The sequence below is a fragment of the Streptomyces hygroscopicus subsp. hygroscopicus genome (genome assembly GCF_030269125.1).
In the GTDB taxonomy this organism is placed as follows: domain Bacteria; phylum Actinomycetota; class Actinomycetes; order Streptomycetales; family Streptomycetaceae; genus Streptomyces; species Streptomyces hygroscopicus_C.
Map to the genome: position 1 here is coordinate 42,416 of NZ_BSSM01000028.1, position 20,961 is coordinate 63,376.

Sequence of the window (20,961 nt, forward strand, 5' to 3'; positions counted from 1 at the left end):
CCGCCCAAAGAAAAGTAAAGCTGAAGTAATACGGTGCGTGAACGAGACCTTTACTGCGCGTCTCGGCGCCTGAGCAGCGCGTACCCGCCGGCGAGCGCGGCGATCACCCACAGCGCCATGATGCCGAGCCCGCCCCAGGGTCCGTAGGGCGCCTCGTCGGCGCGCGGCACCGCCTGCATGATCCGGCTGCCGGCCTGGTCCGGCAGGAACCGGCCGGCCTTCTTGGTGGAGTCGACGGCAGCGAGGATGTTGGAGATCAGGAAGAAGAACGGCATCAGGATGCCGAGCGACAGCAGCGGCGAGCGCAGCATGGCGGCGACGCCCATGGAGAACACCGCGATCAGGGTGAGGTAGAGCCCGCCGCCCACCACCGCGCGCAGCACGCCAGGATCGCCGAGCCCGGCCCGGTAGGGACCGAGCATGGCCTGGCCGAGGAAGAACGTGGCGAAGCTCGTGATCATCCCGACGACCAGGGCGAGCGCGCCCGCGACCGCGATCTTGCCGAACAGGAAGGCGCCGCGGCGCGGCACGGCGGCCAGCGAGACCCGGATCATGCCGGTGCTGTACTCGTTGGTGACGACCAGCACCCCGAACACGATCATGGCGAGCTGGCCGAGGGTCATGCCGGCGAAACTGACGAAGGTCGGATCGAGGGTCAGCCGCTCCCGGACCGGCATCGTGTCGTACTCGTTCCGGGTCAGCGCGGAGATGAGCATGCCGATGCCGATGGTGACCACGACGGCGACCGAGAGGGTCCAGCCCGTGGACGACACCGACCGGATCTTCGTCCACTCGGAGCGCAGGACCTGGGCGACGCCGGCGGTGGGGGAGGTCTGCCGGGGCCGGCCGGTCCGGACGCTCGTCATGCCGTACCTCCCTGGCGACCGGAACCCCAGCTCCTCGGGCCGGCCTCCGTCCGCGCGTGGTACTCCACCGATCCGGCCGTCAGCCGCATGAACGCCTCCTCCAGCGAGGCCTGCCGGGGACTCAGCTCGTGCAGCACGATCCCGTGCCGCGCGGCCAGCTCCCCGATCCGCTCGGCCTTGTCGCCCTCCGCCTCCAGCGCGCCGTCCGCCGCCGGGACCACGGTGATCCCGGCCTCGTGCAGCGCGTCGAGGAGCCGCTCGGGCTGGGGCGAGCGGACGCGGGCGTAGCTGCGCGCGTGCCGCCGGACGAACTCCGCCATGGAGGTGTCCGCGAGCAGCCGGCCCTGCCCGATGACCACCAGATGGTCGGCGGTCTGCGCCATCTCGCTCATCAGATGGGAGGAGACGAACACCGTCCGGCCCTGCGCGGCCAGCGATTTCATCAGGTTCCGGATCCAGTGGATGCCCTCGGGGTCGAGCCCGTTCACCGGCTCGTCGAACATCAGGACGCGGGGGTCCCCGAGCAGCGCGGCCGCGATCCCGAGCCGCTGGGCCATGCCGTACGAGAACCCCTTGGCCTTCTGTCGCGCGACGGCCACGAGTCCCACCGTCTCCAGCACCTCGCCCACCCGGCCGCGTGGGATGCCGTTGCTCTGCGCGAGGCACAGCAGGTGGTTGTAGGCGCTGCGCCCGCCGTGCACGGCCTTGGCGTCCAGCAGCGCGCCGATGCACGTCAGCGGGTCGGTCAGCTGCTCGTAGTGCCTGCCGTCGATCCGCACGTCACCGGCGGTGGGATGGTCGAGCCCGAGGATCATCCGCATCGTGGTGGACTTCCCGGCCCCGTTCGGCCCCAGGAACCCGGTCACGATGCCCGGCCGCACGGTACACGTCAGACCATCGACGGCCACCTTCTCGCCGTACCGCTTGGTCAGCCCGTCCAGCTCGATCATGCCGCCACGCTAGAACGTGACAAAGCCCCCTGCCACTTGGGGCAGGGGGCTTTCGAAGCCTCGGTGCCTACCGGGACTGCTGCGCCGGAACCCCACGGGAAACCGGCTCGTCCTCACCCGTCGAGCCCGCGGCGGCGACGGCGGCGCCGGTGAGCGTCGCCAGCATCTCGCGCACGTTCGTCAGCTGGGCGTTGATGCTGTCGCGGCGGTTGGTGAGGGCCGCCAGCTCACGCTCGGACTCGGAACGGATGCGGTCCGCCTTGGCATTGGCGTCGGCCACGATGTCCTCGGCCTGGCGCTGGGCGGTCTCCACCGTCTGGCGGGCGCGGCGCTCGGCGTCGGTGCGCAGCTTCTCCGCCTCCAGGCGCAGCTGCTCGGCACGGTGCTCGATCTCCGCCAGCCGCTTCTCCGCCTTCTGCTGGCGCGAGGCCAGGTCGCGCTCGGACTGCTCGCGGCGCTTGGCCAGGTTCGTCTCGAAGTCGGCGGCGGCCTGAGCGGCCTTGGCGCGGGTCTCCTCGAAGAGGGCGTCCGCCTCCTCCCGCTTGGACTGCGCGTCCTTCTGCGCGTCGGCACGCAGCTGAGAGGCCTCGCCCTTGGCCTTCTCCACGATGCGGGCGCCCTCGTCCTCCGCCTTGGCCTTGCGCTCGGTGGCGTAGGACTCGGCGTCGTTACGAACCTGCTGGGCGGCCGACTCGGCCAGCTCGCGGTGCTGTTCGGCAGCGCGGCGGGCCTCCTCACGCAGCTCCTTGGCCTCTTCCTCGGCCAGGCGCAGGATCTTCTCGACCCGGGCGCCGAGACCGGCGTACGACGGCTCGGCGTCGCTCACCTGGGTCTGGGCGTTCTGCGTCTCGAGGTGCAGCTCCTCGATGCGCTTCTCCAGGGCGGTGATACGGGCGTTGGCCTGGTCACGTTGGGAGACGAGGTTGGAGATACGTTCGTCCACCTGAGCGCGGTCGTACCCACGCCGCACAAGCTCGAAGCCGTAGGGGGAAGTGTCGCTCATGGGGTTCCTGTCAAATGAGACCGGTGAGGTGATAGGGGGAATCCTAGGCGCCGAAGCGGTGTGTCATCGAGCGGATACGTGTTTGATCTGGAGAATGACACCTCTTTTGAGTGGCTGACCGCCGGAGGGCTTGCCAACAAGCAGGGCAAAGCCCTCAGTCGACACCGAAACACCCCTTGGATGCTAGCCGTCTGACGACTTGCCACCCGAACGGGGGGCGCCGACCGTCGCGCCCGCCTTGACCGAGCCGTCCTTGCCGGCACCCGGCGCCTCGAAGGACTCCAACGCGTCCAGCACGTCCTGGACGCGGGAGATCTCGGCGTTGATGTCCTCGCGCCTGCGCACCAGGACCTCCAGCTCCCGCTTGCCCTCCTCGACCGAGCGCCGTGCCTCCTGGATCGCCTCCGCCTTCAGCTCCTCGGCCTCCTTGACCAGCCGGGCCTTCTTCTGCTCGGCCTCCTTCAGCAGACCCTCCGCCTTCTTGACGGCCGCGATGCGCACCTTGCCCGCCTCGGAGTCGGCGTCCGAGAGGATCTCCTTCGCCTTCGCCTGGGCCTTCTCCAACTGCTCCTCGGCGGCCTTGATGAGCGCGTCGCAGCGGTCGCCGGTGGACTTCATCGTCTCGGCGGCCTCGCGGCGGGCCCGCGCGTGCAGGTCCTCGATCTCCGCGGTGACCCGCTCGCGCAGCTCCTCGGCCCGCTCCCGGATCGCGGTCGCGTCCCGGCGGGCGCCGACCAGCAGCTCGTCCGCGTCCGTGCGGGCCTTCTCGACCAGCGAGTTGCCCTCGATGGTCGACTCGGAGACGATCCGCTCCGCCTCGGCGCGGGCCGCGCCCACCATGGTGTCGGCCTGCGCCTCGGCGTCCGCCGTGGTCTTCAGCGCCTGCTGCTGCGCCTCGGTGAGCAGCTTGTCCGCCTCGGCCGTGGTCTCGCCGATGAGCTTGTCGACCTGCTCCGCCGCCTCCGAACGCCGCTTGTTCGCGTCCTTGCGGGCCTCGTCCAGGGTCCGCTCGGCCTCCTTGCGCGCCGTACCGACGAGCCGCTCGGCCGCCGCCTCCGCGTCCGCCCTGACCCGCTCGGCCTCGGCCCGCATCTGCTCGGCGTGCGCCTGCGCGGAACCCACGGTCTCGGCGGCCTCGGCCCGCAGCCGCTCCGCCTCCGTGGTGGCCTCGCCGACCAGCTGATCGGCGGCGGCCCGCGCCTTCGCCCGCACGCGTTCGGCCTCGGCCACGGACTCGGAGCGCACGCGCTCGGCCTCGGCCACGGACTCGGAGCGCACGCGCTCGGCCTCGGCCACGGACTCGGAGCGCACGCGCTCGGCCTCCGCCGCGGTCTCCGTCTGGAGCCGCTCCGCCTCCGCGACCGTCTCCGTCTGGAGAAGCTCGGCCTCCTTGCGCGCCTCCGTGATGAGGGTGTCCGCCTGCGTCGCCGCGTCCGAACGGATGCGGTTGGCGTCCTCGCGGGCGTCCGCCCGGGTCCGGGCCGCCGCCTGGTCCGCCTCGGCCAGCGCGTCCGACGCCTCGGTACGCACCCGCTGCGCGTACTCGCCCGCGTCCGCACGCAGCCGCTCGGCCTCCGCCGTCGCCTCCGCGAGGGCGCGCTCGGCCAGCGCACGCGCCGCCTCGGCCTCCTCGCGCGCCTCCTGCCGCAGCCGCCCGGCGTCCTCGCCGGCCCGCTCCCGCTCGGCGTGCGCGTCGGCCCGCAGCCGGTCGGCCTCCTCCTCGGCCTCCCGCTTCGTACGCTCCGCCGCGTGCTCGGCGGCCGAACGCAGGCCCGCGATCTCCTCCTGCGCCTGCTCGTGCAGCCCCGCCACGGAGTCCCGCACCTGCTGCGCGTGCTGGTCGGCCGCGGAGACCATCTCACCGGCCCGCCGCTCGGCCTCCTCGACCAGACGGACCGCCTCGGCCTGCGCGTCCTCGACCCGCTTGCGCGCCGAGGCCAGCAGCTCCTCGCTCTGCTCCCGCGCCCGTCGGCGCTCCTCGTCGGCCTCCTCGCGGGCCGCGCCGAGCAGCTCCTCGGCCTCGCGCCGGCGCCGGGCGGCCTCCTCCTGCGCGGCGGTCAGCGTCTCGGACGCCTCGGCGGCGAGCCGCTCGGCGGCGGCCTGCGCCTCCGCGCGCACCCGGTCGGCGCTCTCCTGCGCCTCCGTCTTCAGCCGCTCCGCCTCGGCCGCGGCCTCCGTGCGCAGCCGTACGGCGACGGCCTCGCCCTCGGCGCGGGACGCGGCCGCGTCGGCCGCGGCCTCGTTGCGCAGCCGGTCCGCCTCGGTCTCGGCCTGCTCCTGGAGCGTCCGGATGCGCTCGGCGGCCTCGGCGCGCAGCCGCTCGGCCTCCTCCGCGGCCTCCTTGCGGATCCGCGCGGCCTGCGCGCGGGCGTCCGTGAGCGCCTGCTCGGCCGACGTCAGCCGCTCCTGCGCCTCGTCACCCAGTCGGGTCAGTTCCTCGGCGGCCTCCGCGCGCCGCGCCTCGACCGCCTTGTCGGTCTCCTCGCGCAGCTCCTGGGCCGCCTTCTCGGCCTCCGCCCTGACGGACCCGGCCCGCTCGTCGGCCTCGGTGCGCAGCCGCTCGGCCTCCGCGCGGGCGCGCTCCAGCGTCTCCTCGGCCTGCCGGCGCAGCGCCGTGGCGCGCTCGATGGCCTCGGTGCGCACCTTCTCGCTGTCGGCGGTCGCCTTCTGCCGCAGCTCGTCGGCGTCCGCCTTGGCCTTGGCCAGCAGCTCCTCGGCGGACTTGGCCGCCTCCTCGATCTTGGTGACCGACTCCCGGCGGGCCTCCGCCCGGATCGACTCGCCCTCGGCCACCGCGTCGGACCGCAGCTGCTCGGCCTCGTCGCGCAGCCGGCGCGCCTCCTCCTGCAGCTCGACCGTCTTGGCGCGGTACTCCTCGGTGTCGTCCTTCGCCGCGCCCTTGAGCTGCTCGGCGATGTCGTGCGCCTCGGCCCGCAGCCGGTCCGCCTCGGCCTCGGCCTCCTTGCGGATCCGGTCGGCCTTCTCGGCGGCGGCCCTGGTGGTCTTCTGGGCGTCCTCCGACGCCTTGTTGAGGACCTCCTCGGCGGTCCTGGCCGCCTTGGACAGCTGCGAGGCCGTCTCCTCGGCGGTGACCGTCCGGGCCTTCTCCACGGCCTCGGCGACGATCTTCTCCGCCTCGGCGCGGGCGTCCGCCACCAGCTGCTCGGCCTCCGAGCGGGTGGTCTCGGCCTCCTTGGTGGCCTCCGCGACCAGCCGCGCGACCTGCTCCTTGGCGGTGCGGGTGCGCGTCTCGTTGGCCGCCTCGGCGCCCGCCAACCTCTTGGCGGCGGCCTCCTCGGCCTCGGTGACCAGCTTCTCGGCCTCGGACTGCGCCTTGCGCAGCGCCTCCTCCGCCTCGGCCATCCGCTTCTCGGCGGCCCGGCTCAGCTCCGTCGCCTGCCGGCGGGCGGCGTCCGACTCGGTGGCCGTGGTGGTGCGCAGCCGCTCGGCGTGCTCGGTGGCCTCCTGGGCCTGCGTGGACGCCGCGTTCAGCAGCCGCTCGGCGTCGGTGCGGGCCCGGCGCAGGATCTGCTCGGCCTCGGCGCGGGCCTCCTCGGCCTCGCCGCGCAGCCGGTCCCGGGCCTCCCGGGTCAGCCGCTCGGCCTCCGCGCGGGCGGCGGCCATCGCCTGCTCGGCCTCCGCGCGGGACTCGTCGAGCAGCCGGCGGGCCTGCTGCTCCGTACGGGCGCGCAGCTGCTCCGCCCATGCCACGTTCTCGTTGACGTGCGACTCGACGGTCGCCCTGCGCTCGGCCAGCTCCTGGTCCAGCTGCTGGCGCCGGGTCACCGCCTCCTGGTGCAGCTCGGCCTGGAGCCGGGCGGCCTGCTCGGCGTGCTCCTGGAGGATCCGCTGGGTCTGCGCGCGGACCTGGCTCAGCTCGCGCTCGGCGTCCTGCCGCAGCTGCTCCGCCTGCATCTGGGCATTGCGGAGCAACTGTTCGGCCTGATAGCCGATGTCGCCGCCGTCGAAGGCGGGACGGGTCATCAGGGTGCGGCGCGCCTCGTGCAGCTTGGCGCGCAGCACCTCGACCTGGTAGCCGAGGTCCTCGGCGTGCTGGATCGCCTTCTCCCGCTCGGTCCTCAGCCGCTTCATATCGGCCTCGAACCGAGAGAGGTGGTCGACGTCAGCCGCCGGCTCTCGCTCCTGGCTCTCGTAGCCCCGCACTGCGCGGTCCCATCCGTCCCCTGGTCAGCTTCTCGAACGAGCCACGTCCAACCGCCGAACGGGGCCCCCGGGGAAATGGTGTCAGATCAACGGTGGAGCACCGGCTGCTGCCCCGACGCACGTCCCCCGAAACCCGGACCCCGGCATGCGGCCGCCCCAGAGGTTCGGGGACGACCGCCCCCAACCCTACCGGCCCTTATGTACGGTGGTCAGTGCTCGGCGGACTCAACCGGGGCCGAAGTCACCAGTTCCGTGAGGACTCCATGGCAGTCCTTGGGGTGCAGGAAGGTGATCCGGGACCCCATGGAGCCGCGCCGCGGCTCGTCGTAGAGCACCCGCACGCCCTTGCCGCGGATGTCCTCGGAGTCGGCGTCGACGTCCGCCGTGCCGAAGGCGATGTGGTGCACGCCCTCGCCGTTCTTGGCCAGCCACTTGCCGACCGCGGAGTCCTCGCGGGTCGGTTCCAGCAGCTGGAGGTAGGAGGCACCGCCGTCGGAGGTCTCGTTGATCTTGAGCATGGCCTCGCGCACGCCCTGTTCCTCGTTGACTTCGGTGTGGAACACCTCGAAGCCGTACGTGGCCCGGTAGAACTCGACAGTGGCGTCGAGGTCGTGGCAGGCGATCCCGATGTGGTCGATTCGCGTCAGCATGGTTTCAGTGCAGCGCTAAGGCGGTGGTTACGCAACGTGCGCGCGATCACACCGACAGAGCGATGACGGCACTGAGTGACTCTCAGTACATTCGATGTAAACCCTCGTTCACTCCTCGGCTCTGCGTAGCTGGAAGGGGATCGCACCTCATGTCTTCTGGAACGAACAGCTCGGTGATCGTCGCGGGCGCCCGTACGCCCATGGGACGACTGCTCGGCTCCCTGAAGTCCTTCTCCGCGGCCGACCTGGGCGGTTTCGCCATCAAGGCCGCCCTGGACCGCGCCGGCATCGGCGGTGACCAGGTGCAGTACGTGATCATGGGCCAGGTGCTGCAGGCCGGCGCCGGCCAGATCCCGGCCCGCCAGGCCGCCGTCAAGGGCGGCATCCCGATGAGCGTCCCGGCCCTCACCGTCAACAAGGTGTGCCTCTCCGGACTGGACGCCATCGCCCTGGCCGACCAGCTGATCCGCGCCGGCGAGTTCGACATCGTCGTGGCGGGCGGCATGGAGTCCATGACCAACGCGCCGCACCTGCTGCCCAAGTCCCGTGAGGGCTACAAGTACGGCTCGATCGAGATGCTCGACTCGATGGCCCACGACGGTCTGACCGACTCCTTCGAGAACATCGCCATGGGCGAGTCGACCGAGCACCACAACACCCGCCTCGGCATCGGCCGCCTCGCACAGGACGAGATCGGCGCCCTCTCCCACCAGCGGGCCGCCGCCGCGCAGAAGAACGGCGTGTTCGAGGCCGAGATCACCCCCGTGGAGATCCCGCAGCGCAAGGGTGACCCGATCCTGTTCAGCAAGGACGAGGGCATCCGCGCCGACACCACCGTGGAGACGCTGGGCAAGCTGCGCCCGTCCTTCACCAAGGACGGCACCATCACCGCCGGCACCTCCTCGCAGATCTCCGACGGTGCCGCCGCCGTGGTCGTGATGAGCAAGGCCAAGGCCGAGGAGCTGGGCCTGGAGTGGCTCGCCGAGATCGGCGCGCACGGCAACGTGGCGGGCCCGGACAACTCGCTGCACTCCCAGCCGTCCAACGCCATCCTCAACGCCCTCAAGAAGGAGGGCCGCGAGGTCGCCGACCTCGACCTGATCGAGATCAACGAGGCGTTCGCCTCCGTCACCGTGCAGTCAATGAAGGACCTCGGTGTTTCCACGGAAAAGGTGAACGTCAACGGCGGCGCGATCGCGCTCGGCCACCCGATCGGCATGTCCGGCGCCCGCCTCGTGCTCCACTTGGCGCTGGAGCTCAAGCGCCGGGGCGGCGGCATCGGCGCGGCCGCGCTGTGCGGTGGCGGCGGCCAGGGTGACGCCCTGATCGTGCGGGTACCGAAGGCCTGAGCCCTTCCGTCAGGTCGGTGAAGTGAACGGAGCTGTGTGATGCAGGACGTCTCCTCTCTGGTGGCCCAGGCGAGGGAAGGCCGGCCGCGGGCCGTGGCCCGGCTGATCTCCCTGGTGGAGGGGGCGTCCCCGCAGCTCAGGGAGGTCATGGCGGCGCTGGCCCCGCTGACCGGCAACGCCTATGTGGTGGGCCTGACCGGCTCGCCGGGCGTCGGCAAGTCGACCTCCACGTCCGCGCTCGTCGCGGCCTACCGCAAGCAGGGCAAGCGGGTCGGCGTCCTGGCCGTCGACCCGTCCTCGCCCTTCTCCGGCGGCGCCCTGCTGGGCGACCGCGTGCGCATGGCGGAGCACGCCTCGGACCCCGGCGTCTACATCCGCTCCATGGCCACCCGGGGCCACCTCGGCGGCCTCGCCTGGTCCGCCCCGCAGGCGATCCGCGTCCTGGACGCGGCCGGCTGCGACGTGGTCCTGGTCGAGACGGTCGGCGTGGGCCAGTCGGAGGTGGAGATCGCCGCCCAGGCGGACACCTCCGTGGTGCTGCTGGCGCCGGGCATGGGCGACGGCATCCAGGCCGCCAAGGCGGGCATCCTGGAGATCGGCGACGTCTACGTCGTCAACAAGGCGGACCGGGACGGCGCCGACGCCACCGCCCGCGAGCTGAACCACATGCTGGGCCTCGGCGAGGCCCGCAGGCCGGGTGACTGGCGGCCGCCGATCGTGAAGACGGTCGCGTCCCGCGCCGAGGGCGTGGACGAACTGGTCGAGGCCCTGGAGAAGCACCGCGCCTGGATGGAGGAGCACGGCGTCCTCACCGAACGCCGGCGCGCCCGCGCGTCCCGCGAGGTGGAGACCATCGCGGTCACGGCCCTGCGCCGACGCATCGGCGACCTCCACGGCGACCGCCGCCTCAGCGCCCTCGCGGAACGGATCGTCGCCGGCGAACTCGACCCCTACCGCGCGGCGGACGACCTGGTGGCAGGCCTTACGGAGCACTGAACCGCCTCCGCGGGAAGACGCCGGCGGGGGCGCCTGGCCGGCCGGACCGGGCCGGGTCGGGTGGCGTGAATCCGCTCGGGCGGGCCGGCTCTGGTCCGGGCGGAGCTTGGCGAGGCTGGTCCGGGGCGAGTCTGCCTGGTGGGCCGCGTCTGCTTGGGTGGGTCGAGTCTGCTCTCGTGGGCCGGGTCTGCTCGGGTGGCGTTTGGCCGGGAGGCCGAGGCTGGTCCGGGTCGGGCTCGGCGGGGAGGCCGGGCCCGGTCCGGGGGCGTGCGAGTGCGGTCGGTGGGTCGGGCTGGCCGGGCGGGTGAGTCTGGTGGGGAGGCCAGGGTTCGCCGAGGTGTGCCGGGTCTGGTTCGGGTCGGCTTGCGGGGGGCTTGGGGTGCGGGGTGTGCGCGTGCGGTCGGTGGGGCGGGGTCGGCCGGGCGGGTGAGTCTGGTGGGGAGGCGACGGTTCGCCGAGGTGTGCCGGGTCTGGTCCGGGTCGGCTTGACGGGAGGCTCGGGGCGGCGGGGAGCGCGGGTCCGGGGATGTCCGAGTGCGGTCGGGTGGATGAGCCGGGGAAGTCGGGGTCTGCTGGGCGGGCCGGGTGCGGTGTGGGGCCGAGGCTGGTCGGGTGGGTGAGCCGGTTCGGCCGGCTGGGGCCGGCTGGGGACCGGGTGGTCGGCTGGGGGTGCCAGGTCGGGGGCCGGGTCTGGCCCGGTTTGACCTTGGTCGGCAAGCCGCGGTCGGGGTCGAGCGAGTCGTAGGTCGAGTTCGGCGGCGAGGCCGGGCCGGTCGGGGTCGGGCGAGTGCGGTTGGTGGGCCGGGTGAGTCTGGTGGGGAGGCGACGGTTCGCCGACGCGCGCCGGGTCTGGTCCGGGTCGGCTTGCCGGGAGGCTGGGGGAGCCCGAGTTCGCTGGGGCTGGTCGAGGAGGCCGGGTCCGGCTCGCGAGGACCAACCCGGTCGAAAGGGGGGCGGGGCAGGCCCGGGCGCTCGGGGGGTCTGGAACCGGTCGGGCGGGAGCCTCGGTCTGGTCGAGGGGGGTAGGTGGCGAAGGTCCGGGTCCGCCGGGGTGGGGGTAGGTGGCGAAGGTCCGGGTCCGCCGGGGTGGGGGTAGGTGGCGAAGGCCGAGGTCTGCCGGGGTGGGGGCAGGTGGGGAAGGTCCGGGTCCGCCTGAGGCGGCCGGGGCCGGTCGGGCCGGGTGGGCTGGTCAACGTCCGTCGTGGGCGGTTAAGTTGGGTCCATGTTCCTCCTCCTGGCATAGAGCACGCCCGCGCGCGACGCCGTGACACTTCCGGCGCCGCGTGCCTCGGTGTGCCCTTTTCCGCCTCCACCAGAGGAACCTCGCATGTCCACGCATGCTCCCGCGCGGCCCTCGTACGCCGCGGTCCTGCGCCTTCCGCACGCCCGCCGCACCTTCACGGCCGCCTTGACCGCCCGTCTCTCCTACGGCACCGTGTCGATCGCGGTGATGCTGTCCGTCGCGCGCGCCACCGGCTCCTACGCCGCGTCCGGCGCGCTGATGTCCCTTTTCGGGGCCACGTCGGTCTTCCTGATGCCGGTGCGCGGCGCGCTGATCGACCGGTACGGGCCCCGCCGGGCCCTCGGCCCCATGGCGCTCGTGTACGGCGCCCTGCTGACCCTGCTCGCCGTCCTGACCTGGCGTCCCGGCGCACCGGTGGCCCTGCTCGCCGCGGTGGTGGCGCTCGCGGGCGCGTGTACGCCGCCGCTCGGGCCGACGATGCGCGCGCTGTGGGCCGAACTCGCCCCCGACCGGCACGTGTTGCAGCGCGCCTACAGCCTCGACGGCGTCGCCGAGGAACTGCTCTTCGTCTCCGGCCCCGTCCTGGTCGGCGTCCTGACCGGGTTCGCCCCGCCGGCCGCCGGGATCGTGCTCAGCGCGGTGCTGATCGTGGGCGGCACGGGCGTCTTCGTCGCCTCACCGGTGATGCCGGGCCCGAGGCCCGCCGCCCGGGGCAAGCGGCTCGGGACCGTCTCCGGCCTGCTCGCCCCCGCCGCCGTCGCCCTCGGCGTCGGGCTGACCCTCAGCGGGGTGGACCTGCTGACCATGGCCTACGCCGCCGCGCACGCGTACGACACCGACCTCGTCCCGTGGGTCCTGGGCGCCCTCTCCGCGGGCAGCGCGCTGGGGGGCCTCGCGAACGGAGCGGTACGGTGGCTGGCGCCGGCCCGCACCAGGCTGCTCCGCTTCGCCGTGGCGCTGGGCGTGGTGATCGCGGTGGCCGGCCTGGCGCCCAACCTCTGGGTGCTCACCGCCGCGCTGGCCCTCGCCGGGGCGTTCATCGCGCCGACCCTCACGACGGCCCACCTGGCGGCGGACGAGTCCGTGTCCGCCGAGTCCCGTACGCAGGCCGGGGCGTGGGTGAACATGGGGGTGAACGCCGGGAGTTCGACCGGCGCCCTCACCACGGGCCTGCTGATCGGCCGGCTTCCCCTGGGCGTCTGCTTCCTGGTGGCCGGCAGCACGGCTCTGTTGTCCGCCGTCGCGGCCGGGGCCGGTCGCCTTCCGCGACCGCGTCGCGGCTGAACGCGCGGTTCCCGCGCCCCGCACCGGGCGCGGGAACCGCGCGACACCCACCCCCGCCGGCCACAGCACCCCAGCCGCTCCGCCGACCCCGGCAGATCCGGAAGAGGCCGGCCGCGCGCGGGGATGTACAGGAGATCTCCGCATACGCGAAAACCTCTCCGCACTCGTCACAGGAATGCCATACGCTGCCTCCAGCAGCCGCGCCCCGCGCATCACCGCAGCCCCGCGGTCCTGTCCGGGCGCTGCGCGGCGCCTCATCTCCCCGGTCGCGCACCGGGTTTCCTTGTGGGGGTACCAGCACTGTGCGCATGCGCAGCATCTCGACCGCGACGGCTCTCGCGGTCCTCCTCGGCTCGGCGGCGCTGAGCCTCGGTGCCGCCGGCACCGCCTCGGCCGCTCCGACCGCCCATGTCACCTCGCCCGCCGGCCTCGCCGTGGACGGCGTCGCGAAGCGGGTGTTCGTCGGCGACAACGCGAACGGCACCGTCACGGCCACCGACTACTCCGGTGCCGTCCTCGGATCGGTCAACGGAGTCACCGGCGTCAGCGACCTCGCGGTCTCGGACGACGGGTCGACCGTGTACGCGGCCGCGCCCGCGATCCACCAGATCTGGGCCATCGACGCGAACACACTCGCCGTCAAGGCCCACTACACCGTCTCCACCGACACCGGCCCCCGCCATGTCGCGTTCAGCGGCGGCAAGGTCTGGTTCTCCTACGGCGACCAGTGGGACGGCGACCTCGGTTCCGTCGACCCGTCGGTGGACCCGGCGAGCGGCACCGACCCGGTGTCGCTGGGGCAGTTCCCGACCGAGGGCACCTCGGTCGGCATCTGGGGCCAGGCGCTGCTGGACACCGACCCGACCCAGCCGGGCATCCTCGCCGTTGCCGAGACCGGACTGTCCACGGACTCGATGGCCGTGCTCGACGTCTCCAGCGGCAAGCCCGCCCTGATCGCCTGGCACAACGGCGACTACTCGCTGAACGACGGCATCGGGGACATCGACCTGGTACCCGGCGGCAAGCAGGTCCTGGTCAACGGCCGGGACCGGGACGCCTACGCGGACGGCGCGTTCAAGGCCGCCGGCTCCTACCCCGGCGGCCTGTTCGCCGACATCGCCTCCAACGGACTCGTCGCCCAGGCCAACGGCGGCAAGATCCTGACGTACCGGCCCGACGCCACCGTGCCGCTGCGCACCTACGACGAGGGCACCTCCCGCACGGCCGATCTCGCCTGGGCGCCGGACGACTCCCGGATCTTCGCACTGGTCGGTACGGACGCCCAGAACGTCGGCTACACCCTCAAGGTGCTCACCGGCCCGGCGCTGAACAACCCGACCCTGACGGTCAACGCCCCGGCGAGCGCGACCCGCGCCAAGCAGCTCACCGTCACCGGCAGGCTGACCGCGGCTGTTCCGCTGCCGGCCGGGGTGAAGCTCCAGGTCACCCGGATCGACCTGGACTCCCCGAGCGGCAAGGCGCTGCCCGCCGTCGCGGTACGGACGGACGGCACCTACTCCTTCTCCGACACCCCGCCCGCCGGCGGCACGGTCACCTACAAGGTGACGTACGCGGGCGACGCCGCGCACTCCGCGGTCACCGCGACCGACAAGGTCGACGTCTCCCGCGCCTCGACCTCGCTGAGCCTGAACAACAACGGCAAGGTGTACTCCTACGGCGCCGACGTGAGGTTCACGGCGCACCTCGGTACGACGTACAGGAACCGCACGGTCGAGCTGTGGGCCAACCCCTACGGCGGCGACCGGCCCGACAAGCTGCTCAAGTCAGGGAACGTCGACTCCCACGGCAACATCTCCGTGACCGTCGACATGACCCGCGACACCGACGTCACCGCGGTCTTCAAGGGCGACGCCCGCTACAAGCCGAAGACGGTCAGGTCCACGGGCTACGCCAAGGTGAAGACCTCGACCGCGGTGACGAGGTACTACAAGAAGGCGAAGATCGGCTCGACGACGTACTACTGGTTCCACAAGAACACCGACCCGCTGCTCACCACGACCATGACGTACTACCCGGGCCGCGAGCAGCGCATGGACCTCCAGGTCTACTACGACGGCAAGTGGTACACCGTCGACGGCAGCCCGGAGTACTTCAAGCTCGGCTCGAACGGCAAGTCGGCCGTGACCCTGGGCGCTCCCGGCACCGCCGGTATCAAGGCCCGCACGCGCTCGTCGTACATCAACAACTCCTCGGGCGACAACGTCAACACGACGACGTACGGCTCGTGGAAGTACCTGTACTTCTCCAACTGACCGCGCTGCCGGCGAACGGCCGCCGTCCGGGGCCTGTGCGCCCGGCGGCGGCCGTTCGCCGTACATCGGTCCCCTTTACCGCGCCCGGGGCCGGTCCGCCGGTCTAGGGACGCCCCCGCTGTCCCCGCAGATGCTCGGCGATCGGCTTGAGCGCCTTGTCCAGTTCCACCAACGCCTCCGGCGAGAGCAGATCGATGAAGTGCCGCCGCACCGACGACACATGATGCGGCGCCACCTTCTTCATCGTCTCCATGCCGTGCTCCGTGAGCACCGCATACAGCCCCCGCCGGTCCGACTCACAGTTCTCGCGGCGCACGAGGTCCGCGTTCTCCATCCGCGTGATCTGGTGCGAGAGCCGGCTCTTGGACTGCAACGTCGCGGAGGCGAGGTCGCTCATCCGCATCCGTACGTCCTCCGACTCGGACAGGTTCACGAGGATCTCGTAATCGTTCATCGTCAGGCCGAACGGCTGCAGATCCTTCTCCAGCTGGTACGTCAACAGCCTGTTGACCTCCAGGTGGGTGCGCCAGGCGCACTGCTCCGCATCGGTCAGCCAGCGCGTGGCCGTCTCGGTCTCCATGAATGAAGTCTACCTAAGAAGTTGAATGACGAACTACTTCGGGTGGTGTGACTGTGCGCACGCGTTCGATGTCACACTCCGCAGACTACCGCTCACAGCCCGAAGCGACGCTGGAGGTCCCCCAGCTGTCCGGGAAGGCGCGGTGCGCCGGACGGTTGCGGACCGTGTCCGGACCATCCCGGTGCGCCACCACCGGGCGTTCCCGGATCGGACGGGACGACCCCCGTGTCGACCTCCGCCATCAGTGCCTCCGACGACTGCAACAACACCGTCCCGGCGCCCACGAACTCGAACTGGTGCTCCTCGCCGGATACCCCGCCCAGGCCCGTCATCGCACGTAGACCGCCCAGTACACCGGTCAGGTACCCGTGGTCGTAGTGATGGCACGGGGAGGGGCAGTCGGCCCAGCCGACGAGTGCCTGGGGGTCCACCCGAAGGGGAGGTTCCATGAACACCACCGGACCGTTGGACGCGGCCACGAACCTTCCGGTTCCGATGAGGGTCAGGAACCCCGGGACGATCGATTGTTTGAGCGCAAGAGTTGGCTGAAAAGCGAGCAGATTGCCCGCGCGAATGGTCAGGTTCCCGTCGTCCAGGTCGTACGAGTTGACGTCGAAGGCCCGGTCGGCGAGCAGCATCTTGCCCGAGCCGCGGGCCACGACCCAGTCGCTCGCGTGCAGTGGCGAATGGAACGAGGTGCGCACGAGATGGTCCAGCCGGCCGTGTCCGATGCCGTCGAACTCGATCGCCCCGTAGTAGGCGATCATCTTCCCCTTCTGGAGAAACCACTGCCCGTCCTTGAGCTCGACGCAGAAGGTGTAACTGTTCACGTTGTCGTCGGCGGGCAGGGTCATCGGGTCGTACACCACCGGGCCGCCGGGGCCGGCGGTGCCGTACGTGCCTGCGTGCGCGCTCACAGCTTCTCCTCCGATGCCTGGACGTACACCGTGCCGCTGCCGGTGAGCTCCAGCTGGAACGCCTCGCCGGAGCCGCGGCCCACCATCTCGCGCCAGCCGAGTGCGGCGGAGAGTCTGTTGCGGACGTCGCCGTGGTGGGCGACGTAGGCCTGCGGGTCGACATGCACCGGGCGGTCGGGGCCGATCGGCAGCTCGAAGACGCCGCCGTGCGCCATCACGGCGACCGCGCCATGGCCCTGGAGGGTGGTGGTGAACAGACCCTGGCCGGTGACCTGGCCCCGGACCATGCCCATGACCCCGCCCTGGGAGCCCATGAACATGGTGCCCTGGCGCAGCGTGCCCTCGAAGGCCAGCAGGCGGTCGGCCTCCACGTAGAGGGTGTCGCCGGTGAGGTGGATGACATGGACGTGGTGGCCGCCGTGCCCGAAGAACACCGTGCCGCTGCCCTCGACGGTCATCAGCGGGGTCGCCTCGCCGGTCACCCGGCGCCCCAGCATGGACATCACCCCGCCCTGGCCGCCCTGGACGTTGGGCGTGAACGAGACGTCCCCCCGGTACGCGAGCATCGCCCCGCGCTGGCTGAACAGCCGCTGTCCGGGCAGCACCGTCGCCTCGACCATCTTGGAGTTGATCTCTCGGAAGGCCATCTCACACGTCCCCCGCGATCGTGTTCCGCTCGCTCGGCTGCACGTACACCAGGCCGTCCCCCTCGAAACGGATCTGGAAGGCCTCGCCGCCACCCTCCCCGAGAAAGGTGCGGAACGTCACACCGGACTGGAAGGACTGCCGCAGATGGCCCTGATGGGCGATGTACGCGCCCGGATCGACCGTCAGCGGGTACTGCGGGCTGACCCGGAGCACCACCGCGGGACCGTCGGACATGATCGCCGCCTGGCCGTGCCCCTCCACCGTCGTGGTGAACAGGCCGTTGCCCTGGGAGGCGCCGCGCAGCCCCGTGAACGTCGTGCCCGTACGCAGCGCCGCGTCCGTCACCAGCAGGTTGCTCGACTCGACGTACAGCTTCTCGCCCTGGAGGCGCACCAGGTTGATCTCGGTCGCCCGGTCGGCGAACCAGCAGGTCCCGTGCCCCTTCACCTCCATCACCGCCATCTGCTCACCGGTGAGCCGGCGGGTCACCATCCCGCGCAGCCCCTCGCCGCCCCCGCTCAGCTTCTTGAAGGACATCTGCCCGTCGTACGCGACCATCGAGCCGTTCTTCGCCTTCACGGCGTCCCCGGTCATCTCGACGGCGAGCACCTTGCTGCCCTGCAATCGGAACATCGCCACGCTGGGAACGTAGCGTCAGCACGGTGGGCCGAACAGCACCCACGGGTGGAGCCGCACCCTGAGCGGACCCCTAGGGGCGCGGTTTGCCACAATGGCGACACGCTTGTGCGTGCGTTCACAAATCGGCAGGCCCCGACGGCGCTCCGTAACCGCCTACCGGGGACGGTCGGACCGGCCCGCCGCCACTCCTCGCAACTCCCATCGAAGGTGACCCGTGGACATCAAGACCGCCACCGCCATCCGCCGCCTCCGCCTCGTCTCCGCCCCTGAGGCCGTGTCCTTCATCGTCCTGCTCGTCTGCTCGGTACTGAAGCGGACCACGGACTTCAACGCGGTGCCCGTGATGGGCGCGGTCCACGGTGTCCTGTTCGTGCTGTACGTACTCTTCTGGGCCGACGCCTGGAACCGCGCCAAGTGGAGCCTCGGCACCGCCGCCCTCTACTTCGTCCTCTCGGTCCTGCCCACCGGCGGCTTCTTCGCCGAGCGCAAGCTGCGCCGCGAGGCCGAGGACGCCGTGATCGCGGCCCGTGCCCGCAAGGAAGGAGTCGTGAACGCGTGATCGTCGCCTTTTCCGTGACACCCCTCGGCGTCGGCGAGGACGTCGGGGAGTACGTCGCCGACGCCGTGCGCGTGGTCCGCGAGTCGGGCCTGCCCAACCGCACCGACGCCATGTTCACCTCGATCGAGGGCGAGTGGGGCGAGGTCATGGACGTCGTCCGGCGCGCCGTCGCCGCCGTGGAGGAACGCGCCCCGCGCGTCTCCCTCGTCCTCAAGGCCGACATCCGGCCCGGTGTCACCGACGGCCTCACCTCCAAGGTCGAGACGGTCGAACGCCACCTCGCGGACCAGTAGTTTTGAGCGACCGCTCAAAGGGAAGTACCTTCTTCTCGAAGATCCTTTGAGCGGTCGCTCAAACAGCGGCCTGACGTGGGGGAACACCATGGGTCTCTATACGGAGACACACATACGCGCCGACCTCGACCGCCTGTGGGCGCACACCCAGGACCCCGTCCTGCACCGCCGCTGGTACCTGCTCGTCACCGAGCTGCGCCACCTGCCGAGCGCCCCGGGCGAGCCGCGTCCCTTCCGCTTCACCGCGCGTCTGCCCCCGTTCCTCACCCTGTCCGGCACCGGCGTCTCGGCGGGCGAGAAGGAACGCCCCGACGGCACCCGCGCCTCCGCCCTGTGCTTCTCCTCCACCCACCCCCTCGGCCTGATCGCCGAGGGTGGCGGCTACTGGCGCTACGTCCCCGACGAGCAGGGCGTGCGCTTCCTCACCGGTTACGACTACCGCTCCCGCGGCGGAGCCCTCGGCGCCGCGGCCGACCGCGTCCTGGTCCGCCCGCTGCTCGACTGGGCCACCGCCTGGTCCTTCGACCGGCTGAGGCTCTGGCTGGAGCGCGGCATCACCCCCGAGCGCGCCCTGCGCAACTGGCTCGCCGAGATCGCCGTACGGGCCCTGCTGCTCACCGTGTGCCTCGGCGGACTGCGCCAGGAGCAGCTGCTGCGCGTGTTCGGGCCGTTCGCCGCCGCCATGGCCTACCTCTGCCCGGTGCTGCTGCTCGCCGCGGTCTGCCTCGCCCTGTTCAAGTCGCCGCTCGAGTGCACCCCCGCCGCCCGCCGCTGCCTGCGCGCTCCCGCCACCCAGACCCGGGCGCCGCGGCTGCTGCGCACCCTCCAGAAACGTGCGGAGGCGCCCGCGTGAGCCCCGAGACGGCGAAGTCCAGGGAGACCAAGACCAAGCTGCTGGAGGGCGCCCTGCGCACGCTCACCGAGCAGGGCATCGCCAAGACCTCGGCCCGTACGGTGGCCGCGGCGGCCGGCGTCAACCAGGCGCTGGTCTTCTACCACTTCGGCACGGTGGACGAGCTGCTCGCGGCGGCCTGCCGGTACGGCGCGGAGCGGACCGTCGCCCGGTACCGCGCGCGGCTCGCCGCGGTGACCTCCCTGTCCGAGCTGCTCGCCGTCGGCCGCGAGATCCATGAGCACGAGCGGGACGGCGGTCATGTCGCCCTCCTCGGCCAGCTGCTCGCCGGCGCCCCGACCCACGCGGCGCTCGGGCCCGCCACCGCGGCGGGGCTGCGGCTGTGGATCGCCGAGATCGAGCAGGTGCTCGGGCGGCTGCTCGCGGCGACGCCGTTCGCCGAGTTCGTGGACCCGGCCGGGCTCGCGCGGACGGTGGCCGCGTCGTTCGTGGGGATCGAGCTGTACGAGGGGGTCGACGAGGCGGGGGCGCGGGCGGCGCTCGACGCGCTCGATCAACTCGCGGTGCTGGTGGGCGCGCTGGAGGAGCTGGGTCCTGTGGCGCAGCGGGCCGTGCGGCACAGGCTGCGGCGGGCGGGGCGGTCGGCCGGGGCGCCCTCGCCGGGAGGCGCTCCCGCGGCCGAAAAGTGAGACGGAGCTGACCGGCATATGACCGGCGGGTAGGGTCTGATGACGTGCCGAAGCCACTCAGCCTCCCGTTCGACCCCATCGCCCGCGCCGACGAGCTGTGGCAGCAGCGCTGGGGAAACGTGCCCTCCATGGCCGCGATCACCTCGATCATGCGGGCCCAGCAGATCCTGCTCGCCGAGGTGGACGCGGTGGTCAAGCCGTACGGGCTGACGTTCGCCCGCTACGAGGCGCTGGTGCTGCTCACCTTCTCCAAGGCCGGTGAGCTGCCGATGTCCAAGATCGGCGAGCGGCTGATGGTGCACCCCACGTCCGTGACGAACACCGTCGACCGGCTGGTGAGGTCCGGCCTCGTCGCCAAGCGGCCGAACCCGAACGACGGCCGCGGCACGCTCGCCGTGATCACCGACAAGGGCCGCGAGGTGGTCGACGCGGCCTCCCGCGACCTCATGGCCATGGACTTCGGCCTCGGGGCGTACGACGCCGAGGAGTGCCGGGAGATCTTCGCGATGTTCCGCCCGCTGCGGATCGCGGCGCACGACTTCGACGAGGGGTGACCCCGGCCAAGATCTCCCGGAACGGGTGGTTACGCTCGACTCCATGAAGAAGAGCGTGCTGACCCGCTACCGCGTCATGGCCTACACGACCGGTGTCCTGCTGGTGCTGCTGTGCCTGAGCATGATCGCGAAGTACGGGCTGGACATCAGCGGCGCGGCCGACGTGACCCGCGTCGTCGCCATCGCCCACGGATGGCTGTACGTCGTCTACCTGGTCTTCGCCTTCGATCTGGGCTCCAAGGCGAAGTGGCCGGTCGGCAAGCAGCTGTGGGTGCTGCTCGCGGGCACCATCCCGACCGCCGCGTTCTTCGTGGAGCGGAAGATCAGCCACGAGCTGGACGGCAGGATCGCCGGCCGGACCCCGGCCGTCGCCGAGGCGTAGGCCCCGCCGCGGCCCTCGGGCCGTAGCCGCCGTACGGCACCCGTACGGCGGCTCTGCCGTCGACATTTA

Annotated in this window: 19 protein-coding genes; 10 read left to right on the forward strand and 9 right to left on the reverse strand. The window is 71.9% G+C overall.

Features of this window, described 5'->3' with window-relative positions; all coding sequences use genetic code 11:
• Nucleotides 1–50: 50 nt before the first annotated feature.
• The 5 genes from QSK45_RS37030 to mce form a co-directional block, all read right to left on the reverse strand.
• Nucleotides 51–866: an ABC-2 transporter permease gene (locus QSK45_RS37030; RefSeq protein WP_285563352.1), complete on the reverse strand. Its 816-nt coding sequence runs from the start codon at nucleotides 864–866 to the stop codon at nucleotides 51–53.
• Complete coding sequence (locus QSK45_RS37035) at nucleotides 863–1,816, reverse strand: ABC transporter ATP-binding protein (RefSeq protein WP_285563353.1); 954 nt, start codon at nucleotides 1,814–1,816, stop codon at nucleotides 863–865. The genes QSK45_RS37030 and QSK45_RS37035 overlap by 4 nt, the downstream gene beginning before the upstream one ends.
• Nucleotides 1,817–1,883: 67 nt before the next feature.
• Complete coding sequence (locus QSK45_RS37040; protein WP_046424324.1) at nucleotides 1,884–2,819, reverse strand: coiled-coil domain-containing protein; 936 nt, start codon at nucleotides 2,817–2,819, stop codon at nucleotides 1,884–1,886.
• Nucleotides 2,820–3,002: 183 nt separating this feature from the next.
• Complete coding sequence (gene scy, locus QSK45_RS37045; RefSeq protein WP_285563354.1) at nucleotides 3,003–6,983, reverse strand: polarized growth protein Scy; 3,981 nt, start codon at nucleotides 6,981–6,983, stop codon at nucleotides 3,003–3,005.
• Nucleotides 6,984–7,192: 209 nt separating this feature from the next.
• The gene (mce, locus tag QSK45_RS37050) at nucleotides 7,193–7,633 is read right to left on the reverse strand and encodes a methylmalonyl-CoA epimerase (protein WP_285563355.1); all 441 of its coding nucleotides are present in this window, start codon (nucleotides 7,631–7,633) and stop codon (nucleotides 7,193–7,195) included.
• A 149-nt stretch (nucleotides 7,634–7,782) separates the two neighbouring features.
• Between mce and QSK45_RS37055 the strand changes: the two genes are divergently transcribed.
• From QSK45_RS37055 to QSK45_RS37070, 4 genes are all read left to right on the forward strand, one after another.
• Nucleotides 7,783–8,982, forward strand: a complete 1,200-nt coding sequence (locus QSK45_RS37055) for an acetyl-CoA C-acetyltransferase (protein ID WP_285563356.1) — start codon at nucleotides 7,783–7,785, stop codon at nucleotides 8,980–8,982.
• Nucleotides 8,983–9,021: 39 nt separating this feature from the next.
• Complete coding sequence (gene meaB / locus QSK45_RS37060; protein WP_285563357.1) at nucleotides 9,022–9,978, forward strand: methylmalonyl Co-A mutase-associated GTPase MeaB; 957 nt, start codon at nucleotides 9,022–9,024, stop codon at nucleotides 9,976–9,978.
• Nucleotides 9,979–11,305: 1,327 nt separating this feature from the next.
• Nucleotides 11,306–12,505: an MFS transporter gene (locus QSK45_RS37065; RefSeq protein ID WP_285563358.1), complete on the forward strand. Its 1,200-nt coding sequence runs from the start codon at nucleotides 11,306–11,308 to the stop codon at nucleotides 12,503–12,505.
• Between the two features lie 308 nt (nucleotides 12,506–12,813).
• Nucleotides 12,814–14,778 carry a YncE family protein gene (locus QSK45_RS37070; protein WP_285563359.1) on the forward strand — a complete coding sequence of 655 codons (1,965 nt, stop codon included), beginning with the start codon at nucleotides 12,814–12,816 and terminating at the stop codon, nucleotides 14,776–14,778.
• A 103-nt stretch (nucleotides 14,779–14,881) separates the two neighbouring features.
• Here the strand turns inward: QSK45_RS37070 and QSK45_RS37075 are convergent, their stop codons facing one another.
• The 4 genes from QSK45_RS37075 to QSK45_RS37090 all read right to left on the reverse strand — a co-directional run bounded on the left by QSK45_RS37075 (nucleotide 14,882) and on the right by QSK45_RS37090 (nucleotide 17,556).
• Complete coding sequence (locus QSK45_RS37075) at nucleotides 14,882–15,358, reverse strand: MarR family winged helix-turn-helix transcriptional regulator (RefSeq protein WP_046424311.1); 477 nt, start codon at nucleotides 15,356–15,358, stop codon at nucleotides 14,882–14,884.
• 92 nt (nucleotides 15,359–15,450) lie between these two features.
• The gene (locus QSK45_RS37080) at nucleotides 15,451–16,212 is read right to left on the reverse strand and encodes an AIM24 family protein (RefSeq protein WP_285563392.1); all 762 of its coding nucleotides are present in this window, start codon (nucleotides 16,210–16,212) and stop codon (nucleotides 15,451–15,453) included.
• Between the two features lie 59 nt (nucleotides 16,213–16,271).
• The gene (locus QSK45_RS37085; RefSeq protein WP_285563360.1) at nucleotides 16,272–16,922 is read right to left on the reverse strand and encodes an AIM24 family protein; all 651 of its coding nucleotides are present in this window, start codon (nucleotides 16,920–16,922) and stop codon (nucleotides 16,272–16,274) included.
• Between the two features lies 1 nt (nucleotide 16,923).
• Nucleotides 16,924–17,556, reverse strand: a complete 633-nt coding sequence (locus QSK45_RS37090) for an AIM24 family protein (protein WP_285563393.1) — start codon at nucleotides 17,554–17,556, stop codon at nucleotides 16,924–16,926.
• 220 nt (nucleotides 17,557–17,776) lie between these two features.
• Between QSK45_RS37090 and QSK45_RS37095 the strand changes: the two genes are divergently transcribed.
• From QSK45_RS37095 to QSK45_RS37120, 6 genes are all read left to right on the forward strand, one after another.
• Nucleotides 17,777–18,121 (forward strand): DUF3817 domain-containing protein, encoded by a 345-nt coding sequence (locus QSK45_RS37095; RefSeq protein WP_285563361.1) that lies wholly within the window; start codon nucleotides 17,777–17,779, stop codon nucleotides 18,119–18,121.
• Nucleotides 18,118–18,414, forward strand: a complete 297-nt coding sequence (locus tag QSK45_RS37100) for an MTH1187 family thiamine-binding protein (RefSeq protein WP_285563362.1) — start codon at nucleotides 18,118–18,120, stop codon at nucleotides 18,412–18,414. The genes QSK45_RS37095 and QSK45_RS37100 overlap by 4 nt, the downstream gene beginning before the upstream one ends.
• 88 nt (nucleotides 18,415–18,502) lie before the next feature.
• Nucleotides 18,503–19,267 (forward strand): hypothetical protein, encoded by a 765-nt coding sequence (locus tag QSK45_RS37105; RefSeq protein WP_285563363.1) that lies wholly within the window; start codon nucleotides 18,503–18,505, stop codon nucleotides 19,265–19,267.
• Nucleotides 19,264–19,956 (forward strand): TetR/AcrR family transcriptional regulator, encoded by a 693-nt coding sequence (locus tag QSK45_RS37110; RefSeq protein WP_285563364.1) that lies wholly within the window; start codon nucleotides 19,264–19,266, stop codon nucleotides 19,954–19,956. The genes QSK45_RS37105 and QSK45_RS37110 overlap by 4 nt, the downstream gene beginning before the upstream one ends.
• 44 nt (nucleotides 19,957–20,000) lie before the next feature.
• A complete protein-coding gene (locus QSK45_RS37115; protein ID WP_285563365.1) occupies nucleotides 20,001–20,510 on the forward strand; it encodes a MarR family winged helix-turn-helix transcriptional regulator in 510 nt (169 codons plus the stop codon).
• 43 nt (nucleotides 20,511–20,553) lie between these two features.
• Nucleotides 20,554–20,892: a DUF3817 domain-containing protein gene (locus QSK45_RS37120; protein ID WP_285563366.1), complete on the forward strand. Its 339-nt coding sequence runs from the start codon at nucleotides 20,554–20,556 to the stop codon at nucleotides 20,890–20,892.
• The last annotated feature ends 69 nt before the right edge of the window (nucleotides 20,893–20,961 follow it).

Bases quoted from the DNA above. Each gene is read 5' to 3' on its own strand.
- QSK45_RS37090 (WP_285563393.1), bottom strand. From the start codon at position 17,556: ATGTTCCGATTGCAGGGCAGCAAGGTGCTCGCCGTCGAGATGACCGGG.
- mce (WP_285563355.1), bottom strand. From the start codon at position 7,633: ATGCTGACGCGAATCGACCACATCGGGATCGCCTGCCACGACCTCGAC.
- QSK45_RS37030 (WP_285563352.1), bottom strand. From the start codon at position 866: ATGACGAGCGTCCGGACCGGCCGGCCCCGGCAGACCTCCCCCACCGCC.
- QSK45_RS37065 (WP_285563358.1), top strand. From the start codon at position 11,306: ATGTCCACGCATGCTCCCGCGCGGCCCTCGTACGCCGCGGTCCTGCGC.
- QSK45_RS37085 (WP_285563360.1), bottom strand. From the start codon at position 16,922: ATGGCCTTCCGAGAGATCAACTCCAAGATGGTCGAGGCGACGGTGCTG.
- QSK45_RS37105 (WP_285563363.1), top strand. From the start codon at position 18,503: ATGGGTCTCTATACGGAGACACACATACGCGCCGACCTCGACCGCCTG.
- QSK45_RS37040 (WP_046424324.1), bottom strand. From the start codon at position 2,819: ATGAGCGACACTTCCCCCTACGGCTTCGAGCTTGTGCGGCGTGGGTAC.
- QSK45_RS37055 (WP_285563356.1), top strand. From the start codon at position 7,783: ATGTCTTCTGGAACGAACAGCTCGGTGATCGTCGCGGGCGCCCGTACG.
- QSK45_RS37120 (WP_285563366.1), top strand. From the start codon at position 20,554: ATGAAGAAGAGCGTGCTGACCCGCTACCGCGTCATGGCCTACACGACC.
- QSK45_RS37075 (WP_046424311.1), bottom strand. From the start codon at position 15,358: ATGGAGACCGAGACGGCCACGCGCTGGCTGACCGATGCGGAGCAGTGC.
- meaB (WP_285563357.1), top strand. From the start codon at position 9,022: ATGCAGGACGTCTCCTCTCTGGTGGCCCAGGCGAGGGAAGGCCGGCCG.
- QSK45_RS37035 (WP_285563353.1), bottom strand. From the start codon at position 1,816: ATGATCGAGCTGGACGGGCTGACCAAGCGGTACGGCGAGAAGGTGGCC.
- QSK45_RS37070 (WP_285563359.1), top strand. From the start codon at position 12,814: ATGCGCAGCATCTCGACCGCGACGGCTCTCGCGGTCCTCCTCGGCTCG.
- QSK45_RS37080 (WP_285563392.1), bottom strand. From the start codon at position 16,212: ATGACCCTGCCCGCCGACGACAACGTGAACAGTTACACCTTCTGCGTC.